At 65.9% G+C, this 24,098-nt stretch carries 26 protein-coding genes; 13 read left to right on the top strand and 13 right to left on the bottom strand.

From position 1 onward, the window contains the following. Nucleotides 1-8: 8 nt before the first annotated feature. From ACPJXG_RS17610 to ACPJXG_RS17595, 4 genes are read left to right on the top strand one after another with little or no spacing between them, the layout of a single operon-like run. Nucleotides 9-1,019: a sulfonate ABC transporter substrate-binding protein gene (locus ACPJXG_RS17610; RefSeq protein WP_425251842.1), complete on the top strand. Its 1,011-nt coding sequence runs from the start codon at nucleotides 9-11 to the stop codon at nucleotides 1,017-1,019. Nucleotides 1,020-1,041: 22 nt separating this feature from the next. Further along, nucleotides 1,042-2,202 (top strand): FMNH2-dependent alkanesulfonate monooxygenase, encoded by a 1,161-nt coding sequence (ssuD, locus tag ACPJXG_RS17605; RefSeq protein ID WP_035817636.1) that lies wholly within the window; start codon nucleotides 1,042-1,044, stop codon nucleotides 2,200-2,202. 1 nt (nucleotide 2,203) lies between these two features. Continuing rightward, entirely contained in the window at nucleotides 2,204-2,995 is a 792-nt protein-coding gene (gene ssuC, locus ACPJXG_RS17600; RefSeq protein WP_425251841.1) for an aliphatic sulfonate ABC transporter permease SsuC, read from the top strand. 25 nt (nucleotides 2,996-3,020) lie between these two features. Next, a complete protein-coding gene (locus ACPJXG_RS17595) occupies nucleotides 3,021-3,851 on the top strand; it encodes an ATP-binding cassette domain-containing protein (protein WP_425251840.1) in 831 nt (276 codons plus the stop codon). Here ACPJXG_RS17595 and ACPJXG_RS17590 read toward each other — a convergent pair. Continuing rightward, nucleotides 3,808-4,518, bottom strand: coding sequence for an HAD-IA family hydrolase (locus tag ACPJXG_RS17590; protein ID WP_425251839.1), 711 nt, complete (start codon nucleotides 4,516-4,518; stop codon nucleotides 3,808-3,810). The genes ACPJXG_RS17595 and ACPJXG_RS17590 overlap by 44 nt on opposite strands. Before the next feature lie 55 nt (nucleotides 4,519-4,573). Next, nucleotides 4,574-5,029, bottom strand: coding sequence for an META domain-containing protein (locus tag ACPJXG_RS17585; protein WP_425251838.1), 456 nt, complete (start codon nucleotides 5,027-5,029; stop codon nucleotides 4,574-4,576). A gap of 150 nt (nucleotides 5,030-5,179) precedes the next feature. Between ACPJXG_RS17585 and ACPJXG_RS17580 the strand changes: the two genes are divergently transcribed. The 5 genes from ACPJXG_RS17580 (at nucleotide 5,180) to ACPJXG_RS17560 (ending at nucleotide 10,320) form a co-directional block, all read left to right on the top strand. Then, the gene (locus tag ACPJXG_RS17580; protein ID WP_425251837.1) at nucleotides 5,180-6,139 is read left to right on the top strand and encodes a hypothetical protein; all 960 of its coding nucleotides are present in this window, start codon (nucleotides 5,180-5,182) and stop codon (nucleotides 6,137-6,139) included. After that, a complete protein-coding gene (locus ACPJXG_RS17575) occupies nucleotides 6,136-7,611 on the top strand; it encodes a PLP-dependent aminotransferase family protein (protein ID WP_425251836.1) in 1,476 nt (491 codons plus the stop codon). The genes ACPJXG_RS17580 and ACPJXG_RS17575 overlap by 4 nt, the downstream gene beginning before the upstream one ends. A gap of 124 nt (nucleotides 7,612-7,735) precedes the next feature. After that, nucleotides 7,736-8,914 (top strand): benzoate/H(+) symporter BenE family transporter, encoded by a 1,179-nt coding sequence (locus ACPJXG_RS17570; RefSeq protein ID WP_425254760.1) that lies wholly within the window; start codon nucleotides 7,736-7,738, stop codon nucleotides 8,912-8,914. Between the two features lie 85 nt (nucleotides 8,915-8,999). Further along, nucleotides 9,000-9,743, top strand: a complete 744-nt coding sequence (locus tag ACPJXG_RS17565; protein WP_425251835.1) for a lysostaphin resistance A-like protein — start codon at nucleotides 9,000-9,002, stop codon at nucleotides 9,741-9,743. A 37-nt stretch (nucleotides 9,744-9,780) separates the two neighbouring features. Beyond that, nucleotides 9,781-10,320 (top strand): gamma carbonic anhydrase family protein, encoded by a 540-nt coding sequence (locus ACPJXG_RS17560; protein ID WP_425251834.1) that lies wholly within the window; start codon nucleotides 9,781-9,783, stop codon nucleotides 10,318-10,320. Between the two features lie 4 nt (nucleotides 10,321-10,324). On the opposite strand, the gene ACPJXG_RS17555 is transcribed toward ACPJXG_RS17560, so the two are convergent. The 9 genes from ACPJXG_RS17555 to ACPJXG_RS17515 form a co-directional block, all read right to left on the bottom strand. Beyond that, nucleotides 10,325-10,684 carry a hypothetical protein gene (locus ACPJXG_RS17555; RefSeq protein WP_425251833.1) on the bottom strand — a complete coding sequence of 120 codons (360 nt, stop codon included), beginning with the start codon at nucleotides 10,682-10,684 and terminating at the stop codon, nucleotides 10,325-10,327. Beyond that, a complete protein-coding gene (locus ACPJXG_RS17550; RefSeq protein WP_099379638.1) occupies nucleotides 10,666-11,061 on the bottom strand; it encodes a helix-turn-helix domain-containing protein in 396 nt (131 codons plus the stop codon). The genes ACPJXG_RS17555 and ACPJXG_RS17550 overlap by 19 nt, the downstream gene beginning before the upstream one ends. Before the next feature lie 82 nt (nucleotides 11,062-11,143). Next, nucleotides 11,144-12,058 carry an acyl-CoA desaturase gene (locus tag ACPJXG_RS17545; RefSeq protein ID WP_425251832.1) on the bottom strand — a complete coding sequence of 305 codons (915 nt, stop codon included), beginning with the start codon at nucleotides 12,056-12,058 and terminating at the stop codon, nucleotides 11,144-11,146. Beyond that, nucleotides 12,058-12,375: a DUF3144 domain-containing protein gene (locus ACPJXG_RS17540; RefSeq protein ID WP_034782889.1), complete on the bottom strand. Its 318-nt coding sequence runs from the start codon at nucleotides 12,373-12,375 to the stop codon at nucleotides 12,058-12,060. Before ACPJXG_RS17540 ends, ACPJXG_RS17545 begins: the two co-directional genes overlap by 1 nt. Before the next feature lie 70 nt (nucleotides 12,376-12,445). Beyond that, the gene (locus tag ACPJXG_RS17535) at nucleotides 12,446-12,916 is read right to left on the bottom strand and encodes a gluconokinase (RefSeq protein ID WP_425254759.1); all 471 of its coding nucleotides are present in this window, start codon (nucleotides 12,914-12,916) and stop codon (nucleotides 12,446-12,448) included. Nucleotides 12,917-12,948: 32 nt separating this feature from the next. Then, nucleotides 12,949-13,452, bottom strand: coding sequence for an OmpA family protein (locus ACPJXG_RS17530; protein ID WP_035817656.1), 504 nt, complete (start codon nucleotides 13,450-13,452; stop codon nucleotides 12,949-12,951). Nucleotides 13,453-13,468: 16 nt separating this feature from the next. Further along, a complete protein-coding gene (locus ACPJXG_RS17525) occupies nucleotides 13,469-14,740 on the bottom strand; it encodes a diguanylate cyclase domain-containing protein (RefSeq protein WP_425251831.1) in 1,272 nt (423 codons plus the stop codon). Next, complete coding sequence (locus ACPJXG_RS17520; protein ID WP_425251830.1) at nucleotides 14,737-15,318, bottom strand: YfiR family protein; 582 nt, start codon at nucleotides 15,316-15,318, stop codon at nucleotides 14,737-14,739. The genes ACPJXG_RS17525 and ACPJXG_RS17520 overlap by 4 nt, the downstream gene beginning before the upstream one ends. Nucleotides 15,319-15,512: 194 nt before the next feature. Then, nucleotides 15,513-17,165, bottom strand: a complete 1,653-nt coding sequence (locus ACPJXG_RS17515) for a Na+/H+ antiporter (RefSeq protein WP_425251829.1) — start codon at nucleotides 17,163-17,165, stop codon at nucleotides 15,513-15,515. Between the two features lie 190 nt (nucleotides 17,166-17,355). Here ACPJXG_RS17515 and ACPJXG_RS17510 point away from each other — a divergent pair, with 190 nt between their 5' ends. The 4 genes from ACPJXG_RS17510 (at nucleotide 17,356) to ACPJXG_RS17495 (ending at nucleotide 22,257) form a co-directional block, all read left to right on the top strand. Beyond that, a complete protein-coding gene (locus ACPJXG_RS17510; protein WP_425251828.1) occupies nucleotides 17,356-18,654 on the top strand; it encodes a cytochrome c in 1,299 nt (432 codons plus the stop codon). Nucleotides 18,655-18,683: 29 nt separating this feature from the next. Continuing rightward, on the top strand, nucleotides 18,684-19,151 hold the full coding sequence (locus ACPJXG_RS17505) for a (2Fe-2S)-binding protein (RefSeq protein WP_425251827.1): 468 nt from the start codon (nucleotides 18,684-18,686) through the stop codon (nucleotides 19,149-19,151). Beyond that, the gene (locus tag ACPJXG_RS17500) at nucleotides 19,144-21,462 is read left to right on the top strand and encodes a molybdopterin cofactor-binding domain-containing protein (RefSeq protein ID WP_425251826.1); all 2,319 of its coding nucleotides are present in this window, start codon (nucleotides 19,144-19,146) and stop codon (nucleotides 21,460-21,462) included. Before ACPJXG_RS17505 ends, ACPJXG_RS17500 begins: the two co-directional genes overlap by 8 nt. Before the next feature lie 129 nt (nucleotides 21,463-21,591). Continuing rightward, nucleotides 21,592-22,257 (top strand): dienelactone hydrolase family protein, encoded by a 666-nt coding sequence (locus tag ACPJXG_RS17495; protein ID WP_051958330.1) that lies wholly within the window; start codon nucleotides 21,592-21,594, stop codon nucleotides 22,255-22,257. Between the two features lie 14 nt (nucleotides 22,258-22,271). Here ACPJXG_RS17495 and fghA read toward each other — a convergent pair whose 3' ends face one another. Together fghA and ACPJXG_RS17485 are read right to left on the bottom strand one after the other, a co-directional pair. Then, a complete protein-coding gene (fghA, locus tag ACPJXG_RS17490) occupies nucleotides 22,272-23,141 on the bottom strand; it encodes an S-formylglutathione hydrolase (RefSeq protein WP_425251825.1) in 870 nt (289 codons plus the stop codon). 56 nt (nucleotides 23,142-23,197) lie between these two features. Beyond that, entirely contained in the window at nucleotides 23,198-24,061 is an 864-nt protein-coding gene (locus ACPJXG_RS17485) for an NAD-dependent protein deacetylase (RefSeq protein WP_425251824.1), read from the bottom strand. Nucleotides 24,062-24,098 lie beyond the last annotated feature (37 nt).

The following is a 24,098-nucleotide window of genomic DNA, read 5'->3' as shown; positions in this document are numbered from 1 at the left end:
GAACCGCCATGACACACCGCCACGCACAACGCCTTTCGCGCCGTACCACTTTGGGCCTGCTGTTTGCCGCCGCCGCCGGCGTGATGGCGGCCGGCATGCCGATCGCGGCGCAGGCGCAGGCCAAAGGGGAGGTCCAGGTGCAGGTGCAGGTGCGTATCGGCTACCAGAAATACGGCACCCTGACCTTGTTGAAGGGGCGCGGCACGCTGGAAAAACGCCTGGCCGAACAGGGCGTGGGCGTGAAATGGACGGAGTTCCCGGCCGGCCCCGTGCTGCTGGAAGGCTTGAACGTGGGTAGCATCGATTTCGGCACCGTGGGCGAGGCGCCGCCGATCTTTGCCCAGGCGGCCGGCGCCAACCTGGTCTACGTCGGCAATGAGCCGGCGTCGCCGGCCAGCGAAGCCATCGTCGTGCCCAAGGGTTCCGGCCTGCGCACCCTGGCCGACTTGAAGGGCAAGAAAATCGCCCTGAACAAGGGCTCGAACGTGCACTACCTGTTATTGAAAGCGCTGGAAAAGGCCGGCGTCGCGTACGCCGACATCCAGCCCGTGTTCCTGCCGCCGGCCGATGCGCGCGCCGCTTTTGAACGGGGCAGCGTGGATGCGTGGGCCATCTGGGACCCGTTCCTGGCGGCCGCCGAGAAGCAACTGGGCGCCCGCGTGCTGGCCGATGGCAAGGGCCTGGTGGCGAACTACCAGTTTTATCTGGCCTCGCGCACGTATGCGGAAAAGCATCCCGAGATCCTGCGCATCGTGCTCGATGAAGTGGCCAAGGTCGACGACTGGGGCCGCAACAACCCGGAAGAAGTGGCGACGATCCTGTCGGCACAGACGGGGCTGGGCAAGGATGTGGTGGCGCTGGCCGCCTCGCGCTATGCGTATGGCGTCAAACCCGTGTCGGTCGACGTCATCGCGTCGCAGCAAAGGGTGGCGGACGCGTTTTCCAGCCTGAAGCTGATTCCGAAACCGATCGTTGTCAAGGACGCGCTGTTGCCCGTCAAGCAAGTCGCCATCAAATAAACAAAGAGAGATAGAAAACACCATGTCATTGAATATATTCTGGTTCATTCCTACGCACGGCGACAGCCGTTACCTGGGCACGTCGCAGGGCGCGCGTCCCGTCGATGCCGATTATTTGCGCCAGGTGGCCGTGGCCGCCGACACGCTCGGCTACGACGGCGTGCTGCTGCCGACGGGCCGCTCCTGCGAAGATGCATGGGTGGTGGCCTCGTCGCTGATCAGCGTGACGCAAAAGCTCAAATTCCTCGTCGCCATCCGCCCCGGCCTGTCCACGCCCGGCCTGGCCGTGCGCATGGCGTCCACGTTCGACCGCCTGTCGAACGGGCGCCTGTTGATCAACGTCGTCACGGGCGGCGACCAGGGCGAGCTGGAGGCGGACGGTCTGTTTGCCGACCACGCCAAGCGCTATGAAATCTCCGATGAATTCATCAAGGTGTGGCGCGCCACCTTGGCGGGCGAGGGCGGCGCGGCCGGCTACGATTTCGAGGGCAAGCATATCCAGGTCAAAGGCGCGAAAACCCTGTATCCGCCCGTGCAGAAACCATATCCGCCGCTGTATTTCGGCGGCTCGTCCGAGCCCGCGCATGAACTGGCGGCCGAGCAGATGGACGTGTACCTGACGTGGGGCGAGCCGCCGGCCGCCGTCGCGGAAAAGATTGCCGACATCCGCGCGCGCGCGGCAAAAAAAGGCCGCACAGTGCGGTTTGGCATCCGATTGCACGTGATCGTGCGCGAAACGAACGAGGCGGCCTGGCGCGCGGCCGATGAACTGATCAGCCATCTGGACGACGACATCATCGCCAAGGCACAGGCGGCCTTCGGCAAGATGGATTCCGTGGGCCAGCAGCGCATGGCGGCCCTGCATGGCGGACGGCGCGACAAGCTCGAAGTGTCGCCCAACCTGTGGGCCGGCGTGGGCCTGGTGCGCGGCGGCGCGGGCACGGCCCTCGTCGGCGACGGCCCGACCGTGGTGGCGCGCATGCAGGAGTATGCCGACCTGGGTATCGACACCTTCATTTTCTCGGGCTACCCGCACCTGGAAGAATCGTACCGCTTTGCCGAACTGGTATTTCCGCTACTGGGCAAGGGCAAGGCCGTGGGTGAGCAGTCCTTGAGCGGCCCCTTCGGCGAAGTCATGGCCAGCAATATCGTGCCTGCTGCGCCACAGAAAAAGGCGGCCTGAGATGGCGGCCGGCTCCATACGACGGGCAGGCGCCGAGCCGTGGCGTGATTCGCTGGCGCCATGGGCCTTGCCCGTGGCGCTGCTGCTGGCCTGGCAATTGGCGGCGCAGTGGGGCTGGCTGTCAAGCCGCATCCTGCCCGAGCCGTGGGCCGTGGCGAAAGCCTTCTGGCACCTGGCCGTGTCGGGCGAACTGTGGCTGCACCTGAAAACGAGCTTGTGGCGCGCCACGGTCGGTTTCGTTATCGGCGCGGGACTGGGCTTGCTGCTGGGCTTATTGACGGGCAGCTTCCGCCACGCGGAAACCCTGCTCGACACGACCCTGCAAATGGTGCGCAACATCCCCGCGCTGGCCCTGATCCCGCTGGTGATCCTGTGGTTCGGCATCGATGAAACGGCCAAGCTGTTCCTGCTGGCCGTCGGCGTCTTCTTTCCCGTCTACCTGAACACCTTCCACGGCATCCGCTCGGCCGATCAGGGCTTGATCGAAATGGCGAAAAGCTATGGCTTGTCCGGCTGGCCCTTGTACCGCGACGTGATCCTGCCGGCCGCCATGCCGTCCATTCTGGTCGGCGTGCGCTTTTCGCTGGGCCTCGTGTGGGTGCTGCTGATCGTCGCCGAAACCATCTCGGCGCAGGCCGGCATCGGCTACATGACCATGAATGCCCGCGAATTCCTGCAAACGGACGTGGTGCTGGTGGGGATTTTGCTGTACGCCTTGCTGGGCAAGCTGGCCGATCTGTTCTCGCGCCGGCTGGAACGCCACTGCCTGCGCTGGAATCCCGCTTACCGATAGTGACGAAATGAGGAAAGAAACTACCATGCTGCTTGCCCCCATCCAGATCGAAACGGATTTTTTGTCGCACTTCGTGCAGTACGACCCGGCCAGCGCGCCGCCGCAGGCGAAGGCCGCGCCGCAAGCTCCTTTGGCGCGCCGCGGCGTGCCTTTGGAACTGACGCAATTGAGCAAGGCCTATGGCGAACGTCCGGTGTTGAAAAACGTCGACCTGCAGCTGGAAGCGGGAGAATTTGTCGCCATCGTCGGGCGCAGCGGCTGCGGCAAGAGCACCTTGCTGCGCTCGATCGCGGGGCTGGAAAGCGTCGATGACGGTAGCATCGCCATCGGCAGCGGCGTGGGCGCGCCCGACATCCGCATTATGTTCCAGGAATCGCGTCTGCTGCCGTGGAAGACGGTGCTCGACAACGTGGCCCTGGGGCTACCCCGCTGCGTCGGCGCGGCGGCCGCTTCGCTGTGGACGGTGGGCCTGGCCGAACGGGCGGACGACTGGCCGTCGGCCCTGTCGGGCGGGCAGAAGCAGCGCGTGGCGCTGGCACGCGCCCTCGTGCACGAACCACAACTGCTGCTGCTCGACGAACCCCTGGGCGCGCTCGACGCCCTGACGCGCATCGAGATGCAGCAGCTGATCGAGTCGCTGTGGCAGGCGCGCGGTTTCACGGCCGTGCTGGTGACGCACGACGTGGCCGAAGCCGTGGCCCTGGCCGACCGGGTGCTGCTGATCGAGGATGGCCAGATCACCATGGACGTGCCGGTGGACTTGCCGCGCCCGCGACAGCGCGGCCATGCGACTTTCGCCGCGCTGGAGCAGGCTATCTTGTCGCGGGTGCTGCAGCCGTCTCGGCCAGCACGATGAAACCGTCGCCATCGACGCTTGCCACGATGGCTTCATAATTGTCGATGGCAGGGTGGCGCGTGGCCAGCGGGTGCGCGTGCGTGGCGGTGACGACGATGACTTTCGCGCCAGCCGCTTCGCCCGCCTCGATGCCGACCGAGGCATCCTCGAAGACCAGGCAATCCATGGGCGCCACGCCCAGTTTTTGCGCTGCCAGCAGGTAGCAATCGGGTTTTGGTTTGCCCGCCTTGACGTCTTCTGCCGTCACCATGATGGCCGGGATCGGCATGCCGGCCGCCTTCAGGCGGGCAGTGGCCAGCGCACGCGGCGCCGAGGTGACGATGGCCCATTGCGCGGGCGGCAGCGATTGCAAAAAGCGCAGCGCACCGGCGATTTCAATAATTCCTTCCACATCGATGATTTCCGCATCCGTGATGCCTTGCGACTCGCGCTGCGCGTCGACGCCGGGCAAGCGCAGTTTGGCGATGGTGTCGACCGAGCGCGCGCCGTGGATGGTGGGCAAAAAGGCCGCCACGTCGAGGCCCTGGCGCCGCGCCCACGTGCCCCAGATGCGTTCGGCGGCGGCGATGGAATTGATGACGGTGCCGTCCATGTCGAACAGAAAAGCGCGGTAGCGGCCGGCGGCCGATGGTAGCGGGGATGAAGACGGCGAGGGCAGTGCGGACATGGCTTCCTTCCTGATGATGGGCTGGAAGCCATTGTAACGGCAGTCGATTTTTATTTCACAGGTAGACCGATTCAAACCTGGCCACGGGCGCACCATCCTTGAGCAGGATCAGCTGCTCGCCTTCGAGCCGGTAGCCCGTCACGCTGTTCAAATTGGCCAGCACGGCGCTCTCCAGCTGCATCAACGGGGGAGGGCAGGCCATGCGCGTGCCGGCCAGTTGCGTGAAGCGCAGGGCCGTGCCGGCCAGCGTATAGCCGCCCATGACGCGGTTGCAGCCCGTGAAACCGGTGACCTTGCCATCGCCGGCCAGGGTGATGCGCACTTCGCGCTCCTGCTGCGGGGCCATCGTCACGGCGGCCCCATCGAGCTGCGTCAGCTTCCAGTAGGTATTCGTCAGGCTGGCCTGCGGGGCCAGGCTGGCGTTTGTCTTGGCGCTGTCGCCGGTGGCGGCGCAACCGCCGGCCATGGCGATGGCGGCGGCAAGGGGAAGGTATTTCAGGCGATGCAGCATGGAAGGCTCCTGTTCATGGGGGAATAGCCGCCAGACTAGCAGCTTTGCCGGGCATGCTCGCGTTCCGCAGCCGCAATTGTTTCCATTTTGCCAGTCCTGGCATTAAACTCATGCTTTCTATTGTTCAACCTTGATCGGGGAGCCGGGCCGATGCTGCAAGCGCAAGCGCTGGATAATCGACTGGTGGCCACCGCTGCCGACGACGTGCTGGTCGACCGCATCGTGCCCGGCGCGCCGCTGGTGATCGCCTTTGGCTTCGTTTCGTGGACCACGCGTCCCGCCTTCGATTTTTACGGGCGCCTGAGAAAGCTGGAGCAGGCCAGCGGCCAGCACCTGAACAAAATCCTCGTGCGCGATTCGGGCAATGCCTGGTACCACCGCCGCATCGCGGGCCTTGGCAGCCATGTCGACGAGACGGCGCAAGCCTTGCGCGAACTGGTGCGCCGCATCTCGCCCAGCCAGGTCACCACCGTCGGCCAGTCCATGGGTGCGTACGCGGCCGTCATGTATGGCTTGCTGCTGGACGCGCAGCAGATCGTCGCCTTCGGGCCATTGTCCTTCCTCGACGTGCAGCAGGCGCGCTTGTACCACGAGCTGCGCTGGCTGCCCGTGATGGAGTCGCTGGCGCAAGATCCGCCGGCGTCCGGCTACTACGACCTGGCGGCCCTGTGCCGCGCCAGGGCGACGGACGCTACGCAGCTGCATCTGGTGTTCGGCACTCGGCCTGACGCGGCCCGGCCCGACGTGGCCAGCGTGGGCGCCAGCGCCAGCGAATCGGTCAACCTCGACGCCATGCACGCGCAGCGCCTGGCCGCCTTCGGCCGCTCTACCTTGCATCCGTTTCCCCAGTCGGGCCACGCCGTGGTGCAGCACCTGATCGACACGAAGCGCATCAATGGTCTACTGGCCAAGTGCATACTGGGTCTTGCGCTGGAAGAGGAAGCCATGCCGGACATCAGCCGCGAGTGGCTGGACTGGGTGGCGGAAAACCTGCGTTTGGGCTGCGCCGGCGAACAGCTGGTAGCCGTGCTGCAGCAGCACGGCTTTTCCCTGGCCAGCAGCATGGCGGCCGTGGCTGCCGTTGCTGCCACCCGCGCCAAGGCCGTATGACACCGCAGTTCGAACTCGATACCCTGAAAATGCGCATCGCCGCGCCCGAACTGGCGGCGCTCGATTTGCGCGTGCGCGTGCAGCGCGCGCTGCGCCAGCTGATACTCGATGGCGTGCTGGCGCCCGGCCTGCGCCTGCCGGCCACGCGCGCGCTGGCGCAGTCGCTGGGTGTATCGCGCGACACGGTGGAAATGGCGTATGCGCAGCTGCGCCTCGATGGCTATCTGCGGCGGCAAGCGGGATCGGGCAGTTTTGTGTCGCCGACGATAGGCGCGAACTTGCTGGGCAAGCCGGCGGTAGCGCCGTTGTCCATGCCAGCGCAGCCGGTGGCCCTCAGCGCGCGCGGCGCGCAGATTCTCGCCAGCGGCGGCGTGGCCGACCAGCAGAGCGTCAAAGCTTTCGCCACGGGTTTGCCGGAAACGCGGGCCTTTCCGCTCGACGTGTGGGAGCGCTTGCGGCGCCAGGCAGCCGGCGAACACCGTTCCGGCATACTGCTGCACGGCGACCCGCAAGGGGCCGAGCCTTTGCGCCAGGCCATCGCCGATTATGTGAATCTGGAGCGGGGCGCGCGGGCCACGGCCAGCCAGGTGCTGGTGCTGAGCAGCACGCGCCAGGCCCTGTACCTGTGCGCGCAAGTGCTGGCCGATGCGCATGGCCCCATCCTGATGGAAGACCCCGGCTATTTCGGCGCGCGCAAGGCGTTCGAGATGGCGCAATTACGAGTCGTGCCCGTGCCCGTCGATGCGGATGGCTTGTCCATCGAGCACCTGCGGGCGGATCGCAGCGGCGCGAACACGGTGTACGTCACGCCGTCGCATCAATATCCGACGGGCGCCACCCTGGCGCTCGAGCGCCGCCTGGCCCTGACTGCCTGGGCGGCCGAGCGCCAGGGCTGGATCATCGAGGACGATTACGACAGCCAGTTTCACTATGCGGGCTTGCCGACGGCGTGCGTGCAGGGGCTCGACACGCAGCAGCGCACGATTTACCTGGGCACTTTCGCCAAGTCGCTGTATCCGGGCCTGCGCATCGGCTACATGGTGCTGCCGCCCGCGCTGGTCAAACCGATGACGTACGCGCGCAGCATCCTCGATGGCCACACGCCGCAACTCGATCAATTGACACTTGCCCGTTTCATCGCCGATGGCCATTTCGCGGCCCATGTACGCGCCATGCGCAAGGTCTATGCCGTGCGCCGCGATGCGATGGCGCAGGCCGTGCAGCGGCACTTGCCGCACGTGGTCACGGCGCAGCTGCCGCCGGGCGGCTTGCAGATGCCCTGTCTGCTGCACGAGGGCAGGGAGGAGCTGGACACGATACGCCTGGCGGCGCAGGCTGGCATCGTGCTGCCCGGCCTGAGCCGCTTGTACGCGACGCCGCCGGCGCGGGGCGGCTGGCTGCTGGGCTTTGCGGCCTTGACCCCGCACGAGATCGACAGCGGCATCGTCCGCCTGGCCCACGCGCTGGGCTGATGCTGTCAAAATGGTCTGTTGTATGTGCTTGAATTGGCCTGCTTGAGCAGTCCATGTAACCATTAATATGCTCGCTTTCAATGGCAGAGGCATATACATGACAACCACCACAACAAGCGCCGCCATGGCCGGCCGGGCGCGCTGGCGCGACCTGGCGTCCCCCGCCACGGCCGCCTTCATTTCCGTCCTCGTCAACTATGGCGGCACCTTCGTGCTGGTGTTCCAGGCGGCCCAGCTGGCCCAGCTGAGCGCGGCGCAGACGGCGTCCTGGGTCTGGTCGCTGAGCATCGGCGTGGGCGTGACGGGCATCTGGCTCAGCTACCGCTACCGCGCGCCCATCATCACGGCCTGGTCCACGCCCGGCGTGGCTTTCCTGGCCACGGTCATGCCGCACACGCCGTATGCCGAGGTGATCGGCGCCTACATCGTGTCCGCCATCGCCTTCATTTTGTTGGGCATGTCCGGCGCCTTCGAGCGCCTCGTGCGCCTGATACCGGGCGGCATCGCGGCCGGCTTGCTGGCTGGTATCCTGCTGCAGTTTGGCGTAAATGCATTCGGCGGCGCCAGCGCCGACCCGCTGCTGGTCGTGGTATTGCTGCTGTCATACGCCGTGCTGCGCCGTTTCACGGCACGCTTTGCCGTCGTGGGCATCATGCTGATCGGCCTGGCCCTGCTGCTGGCGCAGGGGCGCATCGATGCGCAAGGCATAGCACTGGCCCTGGCCGCACCCGTGTTCGAGATGCCGCGCTTTTCCGTGTCGTCGCTCTTGGGCGTGGCGCTGCCCCTGTTCCTGATCACCCTGACGGGCCAATACATGCCCGGCATGCTGGTGCTGCGCAATGACGGTTACCAGGTCAGCGCCAATCCCATTCTGACGGTGACGGGCCTCGGCTCGCTGCTCATGGCGCCGTTCGGCGCGCATGCCTTCAACGTGGCCGCCATCACGGCCGCCATCTGCACGGGCAAGGATGCACATGCGGACCCGTCGAAACGCTATGTCGCCGGGCTGGCGTGCGGCGTGCTGTACATTCTGGTGGGTGTCTTCGGCGTGACCCTGGCCAGCCTGTTCATGGTTTTGCCGCGCCCCTTCATCACGGCGCTGGCGGGCCTGGCCCTGCTGGGTGCCATCGGCAATAGCCTGGCGCAGGCGATGGCGGACGTGCGCATGCGCGAAACGGCCCTGATTACTTTCCTGGCGACGGCCGCGAACGTGACCCTGCTGGGTGTGGGCGGCGCCCTGTGGGGGCTGGCGGCGGGACTGGCGGCGCACGGGCTGATGCATGGCTGGCGCAAGGCGGCATAGCAAGACAGGTTGCCCATGTTGCCCGCCGCCGCATACAATTGCTGCGCCCGTGCCCGTTGGCACCGTCCTTTTCCCGATGTGAGCGATGGCCGACCTGACTTCCCTGGCGCAGTATCTGCTGGCAATCACGCCCGCCTTCCTCGTCTGCGCCGCCTTGCTGTTGGCAACTCCACGTACTGTGCCACATTCGGTGCCGCTGCTGCGCGTGCTCGTGCACATCCTGTTTTTCGTGCTGGCGCGCGACGCGATGACGGCGCACGGCTACTGGCAAGTGGCGGCGGGCGGCTTGCGCTTCACGGCGCCGCCGCTGGTCTTGCTGGCGCTGGGCGCCATGTCGCTGGGACTGGTGGCAAGCACCTGCTGGCTGGAAAGCGAGGCGCGCCGCCAGATCCACTGGCTGGGCATGCGCCCGGCCCTGTCCGTGCTGCTGGGCGTGGCGGGCGCTTGCCTGATCGTTGCGCTGGCCATGGGCTTGAAAGCCTTGTTTGCCTTGCCGTCCCTGCCGCCCGTCGCGCCATCGCTGCTGCCCTTGCTGCTGGGTTTTGCGCTGGCCGCCAACTGTTATGAAGAATTGCTGTTTCGCGGCTTGCTGCAGCAGCAATTGCGCGCCTGGCTGCCGGCCTGGCGCGCGGCGCTCGTGTCGGGCCTGCTGTTTGGCCTGTGCCACGCTTTTCTTGCCACCACCGTCACGCAGGTGGGTGCGCCCATCGTCGTGTTCACCGTGATCGAAGGTGTGGTGGCGGGGCTGGTATATTGCCGTGCCGGCTTGCTGGGCGCGTCCCTTGCCCATGGCCTGGCGATTTTTGCGCTGGCCGCTGGCTGGGTGTGAATCCTGTTGTTTCAATTTAATGAAGAGTGAGAAAGCGATGCCTGTCAGTTCCTACCTGAATACCCGTCCCGTCGTGGGCGAGCGCGTCTACCTGCATGACACGGCGCAAGTGATTGGCGACGTGCAGATCGGCGACGACTGCTCCATCTGGTGCAACAGCGTGCTGCGCGGCGACGTCAACCGCATCGTCATCGGCGAAGGCAGCAATATCCAGGACTTTTCCATGGGCCATGTGTCGCACAAAAATGCGGCCAAGCCCGACGGTTCACCCTTGACCATCGGCAAGTACGTGACCATCGGCCATTCCGTGATCCTGCACGGCTGCACCATCGGCGACGAGTGCCTGATCGGCATGGGCAGCATCGTCATGGATGACGTGGTGGTGGAAAAACACGTGATGCTGGGCGCGGGCAGCCTGGTGTCGCCGGGCAAGGTGCTGGAAAGCGGGCACCTGTACGTGGGCCGTCCCGCCGCCAAGGTGCGCGCACTGACGGACGCCGAGATCGCCTACCTGCGCTATTCAGCCGAGCATTATGTGCGCGTGAAGAACAACTACCTGGCGGGCGAACCGGGTTGATGCGTCAGGCTGGCGCCGTGGCCAGCGCATTGATGCGCGCCGCCATGGCGCGCGCATCAGGCACGCCTAGTACCAGGCGCGCCCATTTTTCGCCTTGCAATTCGATGACCAGTGGCTGCATGCCGCGCGTCATGAAGACGAACTGGCGGTCGCCGCCCTTGTGGTAAGTACCCGCCGAAATGAATCCCGGCAAGTTGGTGCCCGGTGCGCGCAAGCCCAGGGCCGCGCCGCGGAAACCGTCATCGTCGGTGGCGCCACGTACATGCCGCAGGGGAATGCGCACATTGCCGTGGAAGGACGCCAGCTTTTCCCACAGGGCCAGGCGGATGGTCAGTGCATCGTCGTTCAATTCGAGGCTGGGCATGGTGTCTCCTTCGGTGGTTGATCCAGATGGCTTAACAGGCGTTCGCCCAGCAGGCGGGACGTATCGGCGCCTGTGTCCAGCACGGCTGCACGGCACAGCGCCGTGATCGCGGCGTCAGAGGGCGCCAGTTCCTTCAGGGCGATGATCAGCAAATCGACGGCTTCTTCCCGCGCTGGCCAGCCAGGCTGCAGTGCTTGCGTCAGCACGCGCTCAAACAGATGGCGCTTGGAACCGAAAGCCTTGTACAGGCTGCCGCGCAGCAAACCCGTCGCCTTGACCAGGTCATCGATCGACGCGGCGTTGTAGCCCAGGCTGCCAAAGACGGCGGCGGCCTGGCTGGTCACGGTGGCTTCGTCAAAGTTGCGCGGTCTGGCCATGGTAGCGGTGCAAAGTGTGCGGCGGGGCGGGATGCCCCGTGTCTGCCACCACTATAGGTATTGGTGAACGATTGGTCAACAACTATCTGCGGACAGTCGTTTCGCGCAGTTCCGGCCGCGGCGCCAGGTCTTGCGGCAGGCGCAGGCCGGACACGAGGCCCAGGCGCCGCAACAGCAGCAGGATCCACCAGCCCGGGTCCCATTCGCCCGGCAGCAGGCCCAGCCTGGCTGAGCCCGGATACGCGTGATGGTTGTTGTGCCAGCATTCTCCCATGGTCAGCAGCGACGTCAGGCGGATATTCCTGCCTTGCACGGCGGCGCCGTCGACATGAAAGTGCATTTGCCCATGGTTGTGGGCAAAGTAGCCGATCAGCCAGTGACCGAGCACGCCGGCGCTGACCCGCGCGCAGACGCCCCAGCAGACCAGGCCCCAGCCGCCCCAGACGTAGAACAGCACGGCCCACGGCAATTGCTGCAGCATCCAGCTTCTTTCCAGAAAACGGTAAAAGCGGTCGTGCGCGATGCGCGCTTCGATGGCGATGTGCGGCGGGTGGTCAAGGTCGAGACGGCAGAATAATTGCCACCAGGCATCGCGCCAGAAGCCGGCGCCGTGGCGCAGATAGGGGTGGCAAGCGGGCAGGCGCTGGGCATAGTCGCGCAGCTCATGCTGGCGCAGCAAGGCCAGCGGGCCGCTCAGGCCCACCAGCATGCCCAGGTACACGAGCAGGTATTCCAGCCACTGCGGGCATGCAAAGCTGTCGTGGATCAGTTTGCGGTGGCTGCCCAGCGAATGGCCGAACAGCAGGACGATGGCCGTGCCGGCCGCAAACAGCAGCAGGCCCGTCCAGCTGAAAAAGAACAGGGTGCCCGTCACGGCGCCAGCCAGCATGGCCGCCAGCCATAGCGATGGCAACGGCGCAAAGCGCACCGTGCCGTCCAGCACGCTGTTGGCGTGGCTGGCGCGGGCGCGGTGGCCATCCAGGCTGGCCGCCGTCATCAACCCTTGGGGGCCGACGATGGTTGCGTGTACTTGTCGAAGTTGGTGATGTAGTCGTTGAAGTTGTCGGTCAGCATGCGCTTGTACTGTTCCGTGAAGAAGGCCACGGCGCCTTCCTTTTCTTCCTGCATCTTGGCCACATCGTTGCTCTTGCTGGCGACGAGGAAGGCGTTGAAGCGGGCGGCCGCGTACAGCAGCGAGGTGGCCACTTCGTTGCCGCCGCTATGCATGCATTGCTCATTGGCCAGGGCGATGACCTGGTCGGCGCGTTCCCAGAATTCCGGGCCCGGTGCTGGTTTTGTCGTTGGTGTGCTCATAAAATCCCTCATGAAAGTGCGCGCCAGTCTACACAGGGGGGCGCGGGCTGTCCAGCCGCGCGGCCGCCGCTCAGGGCGCTTGCAGGATCTGTTCGACCAGCACGGCCAGCGGCTGGCGGATATCGAGCACGATGCCGGCTTCGTCCGCCTGCAGGGGCTGCAGGGTGGCCAGCTGGCTGTCGAGCAGGCTGGCCGGCATGAAATGGCCGGGCCGCTGCAAGCGGCTTTCCAGCACGGCGCGCGGGCCGTCCAGGTGGACAAAGCGCAGGGCCGGGTCGCCTGCGCGCAGCACGTCGCGGTAGGCGCGCTTCAGGGCCGAGCAGGAGACGACGAGACCGCTGCCTTGCGCGCGGGCCGTGGCGATGCGCTCGCGCAGGGCGGCCAGCCAGCCGGCCCGGTCGGCATCGTCGAGCGCAATGCCGGCCGCCATCTTGGCGACGTTTTCCGGCGTATGCACATCGTCGCCTTCCACGTAGGGCACGTGCAAGGCGTCGGCCAGCAGGCTGCCGACGGCGCTCTTGCCGCAGCCGGACACGCCCATCACGACCCAGCGCACGGCGGGCACGCCCAGGCTCAAGGCGCCGACACGATGACGGTGACGCGGCGGTTTTCCGCCTTGCCCGTCTTGCTGGCGTTCGAGGCCACGGGTTTACTCATGCCCAGGCCCTTGACGGTGATGTTGTCGCGTGGAATGCCCGAGGCGCTCATGGCGTCGGCCACCACGTTGGCGCGCGCCAGCGACAGCTTGTTGTTGTACGCTTCCGTGCCTTCGTTATCCGTATGGCCTTCCACGCGCATGTGGGTGATGCCCACTTTCAGCAGGGCGGCGCTGATTTTCTGGATGGCGACGCGGCTGGGCGGGATCAGCTTGGCGGCGTCGAACTCGAACAGCAGCTTGTCGGTAAAGCTCAGTTCCCAGCCTTCGTCCGTCTGGTTGAAGCCTTGTTCCTTCAGGGTGGCGACTTGCTCGGCGTTGAACACGGGTTTGGTCTCTGGCGTGCTCTGGCAGGCGGCCAGCAGGCCCAGCATGAACAAGCCGAGGAAGCCGCGGCGTAATTGCGTGTAGATGGATTGCATGGTGTTGCTCCTTGGTTCAGGGGTGAATATGGGGTTGCGGCAGGCGCGCCACCTGGCGCGTGCCGCGTTGCGCCTGCTTGGCGCGGTACATGGCTTCGTCCGCCGCGCCCACCAGCGAGACGGCGTCGACGGCGTGATCGGGGAAGACGGCCACGCCGATGGTCAGCGAGCTGACGATGCTGTTGCCTGTAGGCAGTTCAATGGCTTGCGCCATGGCGGCGATGATGTTGTCGGCGATGTGCATGGCGTCGCTGCTGTTGCGCAGCGGCTTGAGCACGATGGCGAATTCGTCGCCGCCCAGGCGGGCCACCAGGTCGCCTTCGCGCAATTGCTGCTTGATGCGCGCGGCGATCGTCACCAGCACCCGGTCGCCCGAGGCGTGGCCGAAGGTATCGTTGATGTATTTGAAACGGTCGCTGTCGAGGAACAGCACGGCCACCTTGCCATTGCCGACCCGCGCGTCGAGGATGGCGCGTTCCAGTTCCGCTTCCATGAAGGCGCGGTTCGACAGGCCCGTCAGGCTGTCGTGGTTGGCGCGGTGCGACAGCGAGGCGTGTTCCTTCTGCAGATGGCTTTGCCATGCTTCCAGTTCGTCGAGCAGGGCGTTGAAGTCGTCATTGATCTGGTTCAGTTCGGCGATATTGGCCGGCGGCACGCGCAGTTCGAACGAGCGGTCGCGCCGCACGCGGTGCGCCGTTTCCGCCAGGTGGCGCAGCGGCGACGTGATTTCCGTTTCCATGCGGCGCGACAGGCGCACGGCGACGATCAGACTCAGTACCAGGCAGGCGAGCAGGCAGGACAGGCCGCTGAGCAGGAAGGGCAGCAGGCTGCGGCTGTGCGGCACCAGCTTGATGCTGCCGATGGCCTGTTCATTGCGCGTGATGGGGAACGTCAGCGAATCGGGCAGCATCCAGCCCGTCAGCGCGCGTTCGATGTAGTAGCGCGTGCCGTGTTCGCCCCGTTCCCAGCGGGCCAGCACCTTGCCGGCCATGTCGCTCACCTGCGCCTGGTCGATATCTTCGTTGACGCCGATCAGGGCCAGCGCTTCCCTGGCGGCCATGGAGTCGCCAAAGACGACGGCCCCTTCCACCGTGTAGCTCATCGAGCGGGCCACCAGGCGCAGGTTCTGGTCCGAATACACGCGCAGGGCCAGCAGCGCCACGGCCGTCAGGGTCAGGCCGGCCGCCAGCACGGCGATCAGCGACACGCTCAGGTGGGCGCGCCGCAGCACGCTGTCGAGCGTGGGGCGGGGCTGGCGGGCTGGCTTGTTGCTCAGGCGGGCGCTCATGGCGGCGGTCCCTTGCGACGTGCAATTTGCAAGGCGTTCGGATGCACGCGCAGGCCGCTGCGGGCGATGGCGTCTAGGTTGACGTCAAAACCGATCTGCGCCTCGTTCAGGCGCAGGCAGAACATGGTGCCCACGGTGCAGGAGGTGCCCGGTTCGGCGACCGACAAGATCGGCTTGCCGATGATCTGCGCCAGCAGATGCTCGCGTTCGCCCTCGGGCAGGCTGCCCATGTAGACGACGTCGCATTCGCCGGCCGTGCTGGCCACCGCCGGGATTTTCACGCGGATGCGCTGGCCCAGGCTGGAAGCGGGCTTGTCGACGATGGCCGCGCCGTAGCGGGGCGCACCGAGCATGCAGACGCGCACTTCCTGGCGCGCCACGGGCCAGCGCACATAACTGATGATGCCAAACAGGACCTGGGCCACTTCGGCGGGACGCCTGGCGTCCAGCGCCACGCCCGATTGCGCCCACGCGGCGCGCGGCGCCAGCACAGCGCAGGCGAGCAGCGAGGCGAGCAGCACGGCAGCGAGCAGGACGGGCGGCGCTGGGCGCTGCCGGTGGCGGGAAGAGGAGGGCACGGCGTCGGTGTCTTTATGCAGGTCGGGTGGCTATTCAAATAGTTACGCAGCAACACAGACTCTACGGAAGTCCCAGTTGAAAGTAAATCACGGCGCTACGCCATAAACCTTGCATTATAAACACGAATGTTAAAACTTGCATTCTTTGCCATGAGAATTACTTATCAACACTGCCATGCCGCCTCAGAGTGTTGCTATTCTTCCAATGTCGCTTCCAGCAAGTCGATTTCGCGCAGCAGGCGCAAATGGATGGTGTCGTCCAGTTCGCCCGAGATGCGGCGGCGGAACAGTTCGTCCCGCTCCGCATTGAGCGCTTCCAGGCGCAGCGCCCGCTCGGCCTTGGCCAGTTCCTGCAGCCGCATCGCCTCGTCGTTGCTGCTTTCGCCATACGCCAGGCGGCGCCGGTAGGCTTCGATCAGGCGGTTGGCCGCCTCCGTGACGACTTGCTGCTTGTCATTCTTGTCGATGCCTTCGCACACTTTTTCCAGCCTGGAGATGGCCGCTTCGGCGGCGGCGGCGCGCGCATTGCGCTCTTCCGTGGAGCGGCGCGCGGGCGGCGCGAACACCAGGCCCTTGGTCAGCAAGGGCAGGGTGACGCTGGCCAGCAGCAGAGACAATAAAATCACGCCCATGGCGAGGAAGATGACGAGGTCGCGCGCGGGAAAGCGCGTGCCGTCGGGCAAGAACAAGGGCAGGGTCAGGATGCCGGCCAGGGTCAGCGCGCCGCGCACGCCCGCGAACGATGCCACCAGCAGCAAGCGCAGGCTGGGACGGGCCAGCAGCGCCGCATCCTTCGGTTCGCCCGCCACCTTTTTGTGGTGCTTGAACAGGGTCAGCTTCATGGAAATGAAGACCCACAGGAAGCGCATGAAGGTCAGCCCCACCGTGATGGCGATGACGAACAGGGGCAGTTTCCAGGCGCTGCCGGCGCCGATTTCGGCGGAGGCGGCCGGCAAGCCGGCAACGGTGGTGGGCAGTTGCGCGCCCAGCATGACGAAGATCACGCCATTCAAGACCAGTTGTACGGTATCCCACACGGCCTTGCGCTGGGTGCGCGTGGCGGCCAGCGGGCGGCCGATCAGGTCGGCGTAATGCATGGACACGCCCGCCGTGGCGGCGGCCAGGATGCCGGAACCGTGGATTTGCTCGGCGCCCAGGTAGGCGGCGAACGGGATCAGGATGCTGATGAGAATTTGCAGGCCCGGTTCTTCGCCGACCTTGCTCACCAGCCATTTATTCGCCAGGCCCACGCCCCAGGAGATGGCCAGGCCGATGATGATGCCGCCGCCCGCTTCCTGCAGGAAGCTCAGCGAGGCGGCGCCGATGGAAAAGCCACCCGTCATCATGGCGCCCACGGCAAACGTGAAGCAGACGAGGCCCGACGCGTCGTTGAGCAGGGATTCGCCTTCGAGGATGTGCATCAGGCGCGGGGGGATCGGGTTGCCGGCGGCAATCGCCGAGACGGCCACGGGGTCCGTCGGCGACAGGATGGCGCCCAGCGCGAAGGCGACGGCCAGCGGCACGCTGGGAATCAGCCAGTCGATGAAAAATCCCATGCCCAGCACGGTAAACAGCACGAGGCCGATGGCCAGCATCAGGATCGAGCGCGCGTCGGAAAAGAAGGCGCCCTTGGGAATGCGCCAGCCATCGAGAAACAGCAGCGGCGGAATGAAGAGCAGGAAGAAAATGTCGGGATCGAGCGGCACTTGCACGCCAAACACGGCCAATCCCGTGCCGCCGGCGATCTGGATCAGGGGCAGCGGTAGCTTGACCCAGCGCGAGCGGGCGAGAAAGCCGCACAGGACGACGGTCAACACGAGGATGAGGATGATGGTAACGGTATGCATGAAGGAGCGGCGGCGTGCTGAAACGCTGATTATAAGGCGCAGCCCGCCTGCGGGCAGCACCTGCGTGTCATTGCGTACATACAACAAGTCACAATCGCGGTAAGATTCTCCCATTCATTGCCACAATCTGCCCTGCTGCCGCCGTCCGTGCGCGGCAGGCGCGTGCCTGGCCTCTTACCGGACTCCTGTTTTGCTCAAGAAAATCTTCACCGGCTTGCTGCTGTCGCTGGCATTGCTCATCGTGGCGGCCCTGGCCGCGTACCTGTATTACTGGCGCCCCGCGCTGGCGCCCATCGATCCGCCTGCGGCCACGGCATTTTCCCCGCAAGTGGTGGAGCGGGGGCGCATCCTGGCGGGCATGGGCAATTGCGCCGCCTGCCATACGGCCAAGGGCGGCGCCGAGTATGCGGGCGGCCACGGCCTGGCCACGCCGTTCGGCACGATTTACGCGACGAATATCACGCCCGACCGGCAAACAGGCATCGGCCGCTGGTCGCAGGCCGCCTTCCAGCGTGCCATGCGCGAAGGCGTGGGGCGCGATGGCGCCCATTTGTATCCCGTCTTTCCGTACACCCATTTTAATCTTGTCTCGGATGCCGACCTGACGGCCCTGTACGCGTATGTCATGACGCGCCCACCCGTGTATGCGGTGGCGCCCGCCAACAGCGTGCCGTTCCCCCTGAACTTGCGGCCGCTGCAGGCAGGCTGGAAGCTGCTGTTTTTCAAGCCTGCCAGCTTTCAACTGAACCCCGCGCAAGGCCTGGACTGGAACCGGGGCCGCTACCTGGCCGAAGGCCTGGCCCATTGCGCCGCCTGCCACACGCCGCGCAATGCGCTGGGCGCCGAACTTGCCGGTTCGTCCTATCTGGGCGCGTCCATCGACCACTGGTATGCGCCGGCCTTGACCAGCGCCAATACGGCGCCTTTGCCGTGGACGCAGGACGAGCTGTACGCCTTTTTGCGCACGGGCGCGACGGCCCTGCACGGCGTGGCGGCCGGGCCCATGTCGGCCGTCGTGCACGAAGGCATGGGCGCTTCGCCCGATAGCGATATCCGTGCGCTGGCAACGTATTTTGCCGGCGTGGCCGGGGCGGAGCAGCGCCAGATCGATACCGATACCGTGGTCAAAGCCGGCATCGCCCGCTCGCAGCGCGTCAGCCTGGTCGACAATGATCGTGGCGCCAGCCTGTATGTGGCCGCCTGCGCGGCGTGCCATTCAAACAGCGACGGCAAGCCCGCGACCCTGCGGCCGGAGCTGAGCCTGAATAGCGCCGTCAGCGCGCCCGATCCCGCCAACCTGATCCAGGTGATACTGCGCGGCATCAGCAAGGACGAGGCCATGCCCGGCGTGCTGATGCCCGGCTTTGCCGCCTCGCTGACGGATAACGACGTGGCCCAGCTGGCCGCCTATTTGCGCCGCAGCCGCAGCCACCAGCCGGCCTGGACGAATCTGGAAGCGGCCGTGGCACGCGCGCGCGCCGGCAAGTAATTCTTGAAAGTTTTTTATGTATAACACTTATGTATAACCTTATTGTCAATGGCCAGCCCTTCGGCACCGAGACCGACGCCGAGACGCCCCTGCTGTGGGTGCTGCGCGACGAAGTTAAATTAAAAGGCACGAAGTTTGGCTGCGGCATCGGCATGTGCGGCGCCTGCACCGTGCACGTGGATGGCCGCGCCATGCGTTCGTGCATCACGCCGATTGCCGCCGTGGCCGGCTGCGCCATCACCACCATCGAAGGCCTCTCGCCCGATGGCACGCACCCCTTGCAGCGGGCATGGCTCGCCACGCAGGCGCCCCAGTGCGGCTATTGCCAGTCGGGCCAGATCATGCAGGCGGCTACCTTGTTGAAAGATTATCCGCAGCCGACGGATGCGAATATCGATGCCGTCATGAGCGGCAACCTGTGCCGCTGCATGGCGTATGTGCGCATCCGCAAGGCCATTAAAATGGCGGCCGGCATGCAGGAGGCGCCCGGTGTTTAAGTTGCCAAAAGAAACTACCAGTGCCCGTCCCAGCGCGCTGGAGCGGCGCGGTTTCCTGATCGCCGCCGCCGGCGCGGGTTTTACCCTGGCCTTCTTGCGCGCCGACAGTTCCCTGGCCGCCGGCAAGGCGGCATCCGTGCCGTCGAAACAAACCGTTGCGCCCGTGTTCGATCCCAGCATCTGGTTCCAGATCGGCCGCGACGGCATCGTCACCGTCAACATCGCCAAGGCGGAAATGGGCCAGCACATCGGCACGGCGCTGGCGCGCATCGTGGCCGAAGAGCTGGAAGCGGACTGGAGCAAGGTGCGCCTGCATTACGTGGACACGGACCCGAAATGGGGGCTGATGGTGACGGGCGGCAGCTGGTCCGTCTGGCAGAATTTCGACCCGCTCAGCCGTGCCGGCGCGGCCGGGCGCCTGGCGCTGGTCGAGGAGGGCGCGCGCCTGCTGCGCGTGCCCGTGTCCGCCTGCCACGCCCGGCTCGGTGTCGTGCATGGCCGTGGGCGGTCGATCAGCTATGGCGACATCGTGCGCCGTGGCAAGCTGGCGCGCCAGTACACGCCCGAGCAACTGAAAGCCATCGTGCTGAAAACGCCGCAGCAGCGCAGCCTGATCGGCCAGAACGTGCAGGCGCTCGACATTCCCGCGAAAATCAATGGCACGGCCGTGTACGGCATCGATGCGGAAGTCGAGGGCATGCTGTTTGCGCGCCCGAAGATCCCGCCCACGCGCTACGGCTCAAAAGTCGTGTCCATCGATGACTCGGCGGCCAGGAAGGTGCAGGGCTACCTGCGTTCGTTCGCCCTGCAAGACCCCAGCGGCACGGTGCCCGGCTGGGTCATGGTGGTGGCCGAAACCTATGCGGCCGCCATGCGCGCGGCCGACCTGGTGCAAGTGAAATGGCGGGCCGGCGCGGCGGCCCACGTGGCGGAACAGGATATCCTCAACTATGCCACCAGGCAGCTGGCCGATGCGAGCCTGGGTGCCCGCGTGGTCGATGATGATGGCGTGGAGCAAGCGTTCAACGATGCCAGCCTGCAACTGGAACGCCACTACACGACCAGCACCGTGTTGCATTTCCAGCTGGAACCCGTGAATGCCGTGGCGCAGGAAATCGACGGCGTCTGGCACATTCATGCGGGTAATCAGTGGCAATCGCTGATTCTGCCCGTGCTGGCGCAAGCGTTGAAGGTGCCGGAGAGCAATGTCATGCTGCACACCTATCTGCTCGGTGGCGGCTTCGGGCGGCGCCTGAATGGCGATTATTGCGTGCCGGCCGCGCTGGCGGCGCAAGCCGTGGGACGCCCCGTCAAGATGATTTGCACGCGATCCGACGACGCCCGTTTCGATTCGCCCCGTTCGCCCTCCGTGCAGCATGTGCGCATGGCGTTCGACGGCGCCGGCAAGGTGTCGGCGATGGTGCACGAAGCGAGCGCGGGCTGGCCCACGCAGGCGATGATTCCCGCCTTCCTGGCCAAGGATAAGCAAGGCCATCCGTATGACCCGTTTGCCATCGCCGGCGCCGACCACTGGTACACGGTGGGCGCGCAGCGCGTGCGGGCCGTGTCGAATGACCTGGCCAACAGCAGTTTCCGCCCCGGCTGGCTGCGCTCCGTGGGTCCGGGCTGGACGAATTGGGCTGTGGAAAGTTTCATGGACGAGGCGGCGCAGGCGGCCAAGGTCGATCCGCTGGCGTTCCGTTTGTCGCTGTTGCAGGCCACCGGGCGCAATGCGGGCAGCGCGCCGAACGCCGTCGGCGGCGCCGCGCGCCTGGCCCACGTGCTGCGGCGCGTGGCGGACAAGGCGGGCTGGGGTACGGCCATGCCGCCCGACACGGGCCTGGGCATTGCCGCCACGTTCGGCCAGGAACGCGATATGCCCACCTGGACGGCGTGCGTTGCTAGAGTGAAAGTGGACCGCAGCACTTGCATGGTGAAAGTCGAAAAGCTGTTCATGGTGATCGACGCGGGCAGCATCGTCGACCCCGATGGCGCGCTGGCGCAGGCGGAAGGGGGTGCCCTGTGGGGCGTGAGCATGGCCTTGCATGAAGGCACGGCTTTCCTCAACGGCGAAGTGAAGGATACCAACCTGAATACCTACACGCCGCTGCGCATGGCCGATGTGCCCGAGCTCGACATCGAATTTGTTGCCAGTACGCAAACTTCGACGGGCATGGGCGAGCCGCCCACGACGGCCGTGGCGCCGGCGATAGGCAACGCCATCTTTGCCGCCGTGGCGTCGCGCGTGCGGCATTTGCCGATCCGCCCGGAAGCCGTGCTGAAGGGGCTGGACCGGCACGGCGCCGTCTGATGCGGGCGCGCGGCGAATTTGACGTGCGCCGCGCGTGAACGGGCGCAGGCTGCTACACTGAGGTCAGCACCCTGGGCATGCAGGCTGTGCCCGGCCCGGCAAGATCCCAGCTCGATTGCGGAGGCAACCATGCAAGAACAATTTGTCAGCATTACGGCCGATGAACTTCAAATGGATGGCGTGCTCGACATGCCCGAGCGGCCCGTGGGCATCGTCCTGTTTGCCCACGGCGCAGGCGCCGACAGCGACTACCTGGGCGCCTCCAGCCACGCCACTTCCCAGGATTTCTTGCGAGCGGGCATCGCCACCCTGCGCTTCGACCAGGCCGGTGTCGGGCCTGGCGGCGGCAGCAATGGCCATGCGTATTTCGTGCGCAGCGATATCGTGCTGCTGGCGCGCCAACTGGAAAAAGCCCTGGGCTGGCTGCAAGTGGACCCGTCCACGCGGCGCTTGCCCTGCGGCCTGTACGGCTATGGCACCAGCGCGGCCGTCGTGATGCAACTGGCGGCCTGGCGCAGCGCGGAGATTGCCGCGCTGGCCGTCTGCGATGGCCAGGTGGAAATGGCCGGCAAGGCGGCACTGGAAAACGTGCGCGTACCGTCGCTGCTGATCGTGGGCGGGCGCGACCCCGACGTGGCTGGCCTGAACCGCATGGCGTTCGCCACCTTGCGCTGCGACAAACAACTGGAACAGATCGCCGCCCCCGGCGGCCCCGACACGCGCCACCAGGCCGCCCTGCTGGCAACGGACTGGTATACGCGCCATTTCAACGGGCATACCAGTACGGCGCAGTAGAGTAGATCAATAGATCAGGCAAGGGCGCGCAGATTCCTCGCATGGAAGCGCACATGCTCTTCCATGAAGCTGGCGATGAAGTAATAGCCGTGGTCGTAGCCGGCATGGCGGCGCAGCCGTAGTGGCTGGCCGGCGTCGCGGCATGCCGCTTCGAAGATGTCGGGGTGCAGTTGCTCGGGCAGGAATTTGTCGGCCAGGCCCTGGTCGATCAGGATGCCTTCGGGGAACAGCGGCGGCTGGCCCTGCAGGCCGCGCATCAGCGCGCTGGCGTCGTACTGCTGCCAGCTGGACTCATCGCTGCCCAGGTAGCCCGAAAACGCCTTCTTGCCCCATGGACACTGGCTCGGTGCGGCGATGGGGGCGAAGGCGGACACGGAACGGAACAGCTCAGGATTGCGCAAGGCCAGCACCAGCGCGCCGTGACCGCCCATCGAGTGGCCGAAAATGCCCGTGCGCTGCGCATCGATCGCCAGTTCCTGTTCCAGCAAGGCGCGCAGTTCCAGGATGTAGCTGTACATCCGATAATGGCTGCGCCATGGCGCTTCGGTGGCGTCGACGTAAAAACCGGCGCCCGCGCCGAAATCCCAGGCATCCGTTTCGCCCGCGATGTTCGCGCCACGGGGGCTGGTGTCGGGCGCGATCAGGATCAAGCCTTCCTCGGCCGCCACGCGCTGGGCGCCGCCCTTGATCATGAACGTTTCTTCCGTGCAGGTCAGGCCCGCCAGGTAAAACAGGGCGGGGCGCTTGGTGCTGACCGTGGCGCCTGGCGCCGTGTCGGGAATGAAGGCCGAGAAACGCATGGGCAAGCCGATGGCTTGCGCGTCGTGGCGATAAAAGCGTTGTACGCCGCCAAAACAGGCGTGTTCACTCAACAGTTCCAGCATGAATTCTCCTCGTTAATGCCACAGTATAGCCAGAGCGGCGCAGGGCCGGCATCGGATCAGCCAAGCATGGCCGCTAATGCAGGCAAGATGTCTTGTGCCGGCGCTTCGGTCTTGAAGGCCAGCAAATGGTCGGCGCGCGTCTTGCCCAGGTTGATGGCGGCCACGGGCTTGCCCGTTTCGGCCGCCATGCGGCACAGGCGAAAGCTCGAATACACCATGACGGACGAGCCCACCACCAGCAGGGCGCTGGCCGTGTGCATCTTGCTTTCGGCTTCGGCCGCGCAGGCGGCGGGCACGCCGTCGCCGAAAAACACCACGTCGGGCTGCAGGGTGCCGCCGCAGCGGGGACAGACGGGCACGTGGAAGGTGGCCAGCTGCGACGGCTCCAGCAAGGCGTCGCCATCGGGCGCCGGCGTGGCCGTGGCGCCCAGCAGCTGCGGATTGTCGCGTTCGAGCTGGTCCTGGATCAGGCGGCGCGTATGGCGGCTTTGGCAATCGAGGCACACGACGCCATGTATGCTGCCGTGCAACTCCGTGACGGCGGTGCTGCCGGCTTGCTGATGCAGGCCATCCACGTTTTGCGTGACCAGGCCGCCTATTCTCTGGCGCTGGGCCAGTTGGGCGATGGCCAGGTGGCCAGGATTGGGCGTGGCGCGCGCCAGGGTCGGCCAGCCCACCATGCTGCGTGCCCAGTAGCGGCGGCGCACGGCTTCCTGGCGGCGAAAATCGGGGCCTTGCACGGGCGCATTGCCGCGCCGCACGCCTTCTGTATCGCGGTAGTCGGGTATGCCGGACGCCGTGCTGATGCCGGCGCCCGTCAGCAGCAGCACGTCGGGATGGCGCTGCAGAAACTGCGCCAGCTGCTCAAGGGCAAGATCGTCGCTGGCGGACTGCTGGCTGGCTGAGGAAAAATTTTGCATGATGCGCCATGCTAACCGAAAAGCACGGCGCCGTTGC

This window comes from Janthinobacterium sp. NFX145 (assembly GCF_049810325.1).
Taxonomy (GTDB): domain Bacteria; phylum Pseudomonadota; class Gammaproteobacteria; order Burkholderiales; family Burkholderiaceae_D; genus Janthinobacterium; species Janthinobacterium rivuli.
This window is presented reverse-complemented; position numbering and strand designations above follow the sequence as displayed.

Coding starts and splice junctions, on each gene's coding strand:
- ACPJXG_RS17610 (WP_425251842.1), top strand. CDS start 9: ATGACACACCGCCACGCACAACGCCTTTCGCGCCGTACCACTTTGGGC.
- ACPJXG_RS17575 (WP_425251836.1), top strand. CDS start 6,136: ATGACACCGCAGTTCGAACTCGATACCCTGAAAATGCGCATCGCCGCG.
- ACPJXG_RS17550 (WP_099379638.1), bottom strand. CDS start 11,061: ATGGCCAGACCGCGCAACTTTGACGAAGCCACCGTGACCAGCCAGGCC.
- ACPJXG_RS17570 (WP_425254760.1), top strand. CDS start 7,736: ATGGCCGGCCGGGCGCGCTGGCGCGACCTGGCGTCCCCCGCCACGGCC.
- ACPJXG_RS17535 (WP_425254759.1), bottom strand. CDS start 12,916: ATGGGCGTGTCCGGCTGCGGCAAGAGCGCCGTCGGCAGCCTGCTGGCC.
- ACPJXG_RS17555 (WP_425251833.1), bottom strand. CDS start 10,684: ATGCCCAGCCTCGAATTGAACGACGATGCACTGACCATCCGCCTGGCC.
- ACPJXG_RS17595 (WP_425251840.1), top strand. CDS start 3,021: ATGCTGCTTGCCCCCATCCAGATCGAAACGGATTTTTTGTCGCACTTC.
- ACPJXG_RS17505 (WP_425251827.1), top strand. CDS start 18,684: ATGTATAACCTTATTGTCAATGGCCAGCCCTTCGGCACCGAGACCGAC.
- ACPJXG_RS17580 (WP_425251837.1), top strand. CDS start 5,180: ATGCTGCAAGCGCAAGCGCTGGATAATCGACTGGTGGCCACCGCTGCC.
- fghA (WP_425251825.1), bottom strand. CDS start 23,141: ATGCTGGAACTGTTGAGTGAACACGCCTGTTTTGGCGGCGTACAACGC.
- ACPJXG_RS17585 (WP_425251838.1), bottom strand. CDS start 5,029: ATGCTGCATCGCCTGAAATACCTTCCCCTTGCCGCCGCCATCGCCATG.
- ACPJXG_RS17590 (WP_425251839.1), bottom strand. CDS start 4,518: ATGTCCGCACTGCCCTCGCCGTCTTCATCCCCGCTACCATCGGCCGCC.
- ACPJXG_RS17540 (WP_034782889.1), bottom strand. CDS start 12,375: ATGAGCACACCAACGACAAAACCAGCACCGGGCCCGGAATTCTGGGAA.
- ACPJXG_RS17560 (WP_425251834.1), top strand. CDS start 9,781: ATGCCTGTCAGTTCCTACCTGAATACCCGTCCCGTCGTGGGCGAGCGC.
- ssuD (WP_035817636.1), top strand. CDS start 1,042: ATGTCATTGAATATATTCTGGTTCATTCCTACGCACGGCGACAGCCGT.
- ACPJXG_RS17495 (WP_051958330.1), top strand. CDS start 21,592: ATGCAAGAACAATTTGTCAGCATTACGGCCGATGAACTTCAAATGGAT.
- ACPJXG_RS17485 (WP_425251824.1), bottom strand. CDS start 24,061: ATGCAAAATTTTTCCTCAGCCAGCCAGCAGTCCGCCAGCGACGATCTT.
- ACPJXG_RS17565 (WP_425251835.1), top strand. CDS start 9,000: ATGGCCGACCTGACTTCCCTGGCGCAGTATCTGCTGGCAATCACGCCC.
- ssuC (WP_425251841.1), top strand. CDS start 2,204: ATGGCGGCCGGCTCCATACGACGGGCAGGCGCCGAGCCGTGGCGTGAT.
- ACPJXG_RS17545 (WP_425251832.1), bottom strand. CDS start 12,058: ATGACGGCGGCCAGCCTGGATGGCCACCGCGCCCGCGCCAGCCACGCC.
- ACPJXG_RS17525 (WP_425251831.1), bottom strand. CDS start 14,740: ATGAGCGCCCGCCTGAGCAACAAGCCAGCCCGCCAGCCCCGCCCCACG.
- ACPJXG_RS17530 (WP_035817656.1), bottom strand. CDS start 13,452: ATGCAATCCATCTACACGCAATTACGCCGCGGCTTCCTCGGCTTGTTC.
- ACPJXG_RS17515 (WP_425251829.1), bottom strand. CDS start 17,165: ATGCATACCGTTACCATCATCCTCATCCTCGTGTTGACCGTCGTCCTG.